Raw genomic sequence first — 3,843 nt, forward strand, 5'->3', positions numbered from 1 at the left:
CAACCGCATCAGCGAGCTGGACGACAACTTCGGGCCGATGGTTCGGTTCAACCGATACGACGACAATGATCTGCCGGGACTGGACCAAATCACCGGCATGGAAATCCGTGGCGGCACCTTGGCCACCGAAAGCGTTTGGGACGATACCGACATCGTTCACTTGGTGTTTGATTCGATCATCGTGGACAACATTCACTCCGGCGGCGGGTTGAAACTTCGCAGCCGGCCCGACGAAAGTCTGGTTGTCAAACTCGGCGACCAGGACAACCCGCTGCTGACCGAACTGAGTAGCGGTCAAGGCACGCCCAACAGCGCGACGATCGGCACCGGGTTGACCGCTTCGGGAACACCGAACGACGCGATCGATCGAATCGGCGGCTCGATCTCGATTCTCGGTCTGCCGGATTCCCCCGTCGTCTTGACCAGTTTCCGCGATGACACGGTCGGTGCCGGGTTGACCCCCGAAGGCACACAGTTCACCGACAACAACGGTGACAAGTCGAATTCACGCCCCGAAGCCAACGATTGGCGGAGCATCTTGCTGGACCAGTGGAGCAACGACCGCAACGTCGATGTGATTCCCGAGTTGGAACTGGCCACCGAAGTCGCTCCCGGATTGAACGGCAGTGTTCAGAACGCGCAGGTGCTCGGTGAACTCGCTACCTCGCTGACCGCCAGTGACGAAGTGCTGCGATTGGGTTTCGAAGTCGAAGGGTTCCTCAGCAATCCCAACGACGTCGACACCTACAGCTTCACCGGCAGCCCGGGCACGGAGATCTGGGTGGACATCGACAAGACCAGCTTCACGCTCGACTCGGTGATCGAGTTGCTCGATGCCAACGGCAATGTGCTGGCCCGCAGCAACGACAGCGGCGATGAAATCGCAAACGGATCCAACGTCGAAGTCTTCGACCCGCGTCTTGACGGGGTCACGACCTCGCTTCAGGCCCGTGATCCACAGTTCAGCGAGTTCGGCGTCGGCGGTGTCTACGAAGATTTCGACACTACCAACCCGCGCGATGCCGGGATCCACTTCACCCTCACCGGCAACCCGACCAACCCGAACTCGCGGAGCACGTATTTCTTCCGCGTGCGAAGTGCCTCGATCAATCCCGACGACGCGGCGGGCGGACTGACCCGCGGTGGCTACCGATTCCAGGTGCGATTGAGCGAAGACCAGGAGTTCCCCGGAAGCGTCGTGCGTTATTCCGACATCCGCTACGCCAACCACGGCGTTCATGTCCAGGGCCTGATGGGAACCTCGCCACTGCTCGGTGAAGCGAGCGAGAACGAGGTGGCAGACCCCTTCAACGCTGACAATGGTCAAATCAACCCGCCGGTGTTGATCGACACAACGACCAACAGTACCGAGATTCCCTCGCAACGCGCTCAGTATCTCGGCAACATCGTCGAGAACCGCAACAACGTGATCAGCGTTGCCGGTGAACTGTCGTCTTCGTCAGACGTCGACTTCTACCAGATCGACCTGCTCAACGACGACATCGACTCAGCGATTCGATCGATGATCTTTGACATCGACTACGCCGCCGGATTCAATCGCCCTGACACGAACATCAGCGTCTTCTACGATCCCGATGGAGAATTCAGCGAAGCCGTCGAGCCGCGCTTGGTCCTGTTCGGCACCAACAGCAACGTGCTGGACGACCTGACCAGCCCGAACGGTGAAAACGACGGTTCGGAAAAACTCTCACGCGGTTCGATCTCGACCGGCGACCCGTTGATCGGTCCGGTCACGTTGCCCGAAGGGACCTACTACATTGCCGTTACCGGCGCCGGCGTCGAGCCGGTCGCGCTGACGTCGTCCCAGTTTGTCCGTCGCGAGCCGATCAACTCGGTGCGGCGGATCGTGGAGCAACGATTCGATGCCAGCGAAGGCCCTAGCACCGCGGGTGGACCGGTCGTTCCGGACTTCTTTACCAACGTGGACATCGGCGCCAGCGAATTCGAATTGGCCGGTGACGGGATGTTCGGCCACGGCAAACCCGGACACTTTGATGGCACCAGCGGACCGGCCCAGAACTTCAGCCAAGTCTTCAGCGAGTTCTTTGTCGCCGGCGGTGACGCACCCGGATTTGCGTTCGGAGGATTTGGTGCGGCCGATCTCGACGCACTCAACTGGTCGCTCGATGACAACATCGAAATCGGCGGTGACTTTGTCTTCAACAATTCTGACAACACGTCCACCTCGATCCCACACGTTTCGATCAACGGCTCACTGGGCGGCGATCGTTCGGACCTGTTCCAGTTCACGGTGGACACGGACAACGCACGCGTGATCCTGGACATCGATGACGGACACAGTTTTGTCAACGATCTGGACCCGGATTCGGAAAACATCGTCTTTGTCCCCGATGCGACCAGCGTGGACACGACCATGTATCTGTTCCGCCAGGATCCGGTGACCGGCCGGTACATCCAGGTCTTTTCCAACACCATATCGTCGACCCTGGACGGGCGAAGCGGCAGTAACAGTGTGCTGGACCCGTTCTTCGATAGCGCCGCGTTCGGAACACCCAATCTGTTGGCCGGGACGTACGTCGTTGCGATCGCTCAATCCCAGGTGGGGGTTTCGGTCGATGCCAACACCGGCGCGATTGTGACCGCCACCACCGATCCGTTGTTCGGCCCGCTCGACTATCGCTTGCACGTTTCGGTGGAAGACCACCTGTTGCCGCAAGGGTTGTTCGGCAATCAAACGCTGCATTACGACCGACTGAGCAAGACCGCACCGGCGACGATCACCAGTCAGCCCTTCGATTTGAGCGGCTACGTCGACTTTGACCTGCCGACGTTCTACTTCAACTATCGCTTCGATCCGTTTATCGATGGATCGTTCAACTCCGACGACGTCCAGATCCGAATTTTCAGTAACGAAAACCAGATCGGTCGGGTCATCGCCAGCAACGCCAACCTGCAGGCCGATGACACCTGGTTCCAATTCCGTGAAGACATCGGTGATTTTGCCGGCGACACGGGCATCCGCGTCGAGGTGACCTATACGCCGGTTTCGGGACAAAGTTTCGAGAACGATGGCTTGTTCTTGGATGACTTCATTATCGGATTCGCCGAACGCGGTGAAACGATCTTCAACACGCCGGGCGGCACCGATGAATTCATCGGTTTCGGAAACGGTGGTGCCGGTGAGTACCAACTCGAGACACGCCCGGCCACTCCGTATGCGGCTTCGATCGGATTCGGCACGGTCGGACTGGTCGAGGACTTCGATACCAATGACCGTCACAACCAATCGTTCACGATCGTCGCTCCGGCCGGCAGCCAGATCGCCGATGGCGACACGTTTGTCCTCGGTGACGGTGCATCGATCCAGACCTTTGAATTCACCACCACGCCGGGCACCGTTCAATTCGGCAACACGCCGGTGTTGTACGGGGTAGGCGATTCACCGGCACAAGTCGCCCAGGCGATCCGCACCGCGATCACCCAGCAAACCGGGATCGACATCGAGGCTTCCTCGGCCGCCGGACAAGACAACGAGACGATGACCGACGGCCGTCTGTCCCTGGCCGGTAGCGCCCGCGGCAGTTTCGTGGCGATCGACTCGGTCGCCGATGCCCCGCCGTTGGGCACGTCCTTGGCACGCGATACGGACGGACATCTGCTGTTGCCCGCGATCCTGCACAACGGGTTCGGCGACTCGAACTATGTCCGGACTCAAGGTCAGGTGATCGTTGATTCGAACAAGATTAGCGATGTCCGTGCGATCGGCGTTTGGGCCGAACCGGGCGTCCGCGACATCGATCCGGAAGACGTTCGCGACAACGACTTCTCCTTCGGTACTCCGACCTTCCTGCCGCTGATCGA

1 protein-coding gene is annotated in these 3,843 nt (G+C 59.6%); it reads left to right on the plus strand.

Translation table 11 applies throughout. The annotated features are described in order from the left end of the window. The coding region (locus ABX749_RS25275; protein ID WP_372898447.1) for a PPC domain-containing protein at nt 1–3,843 on the plus strand (3,843 nt) is incomplete at both ends.

Origin of the sequence: Stieleria sp. (assembly GCF_041595215.1) — a bacterium.
GTDB lineage: Bacteria > Planctomycetota > Planctomycetia > Pirellulales > Pirellulaceae > Stieleria > Stieleria magnilauensis.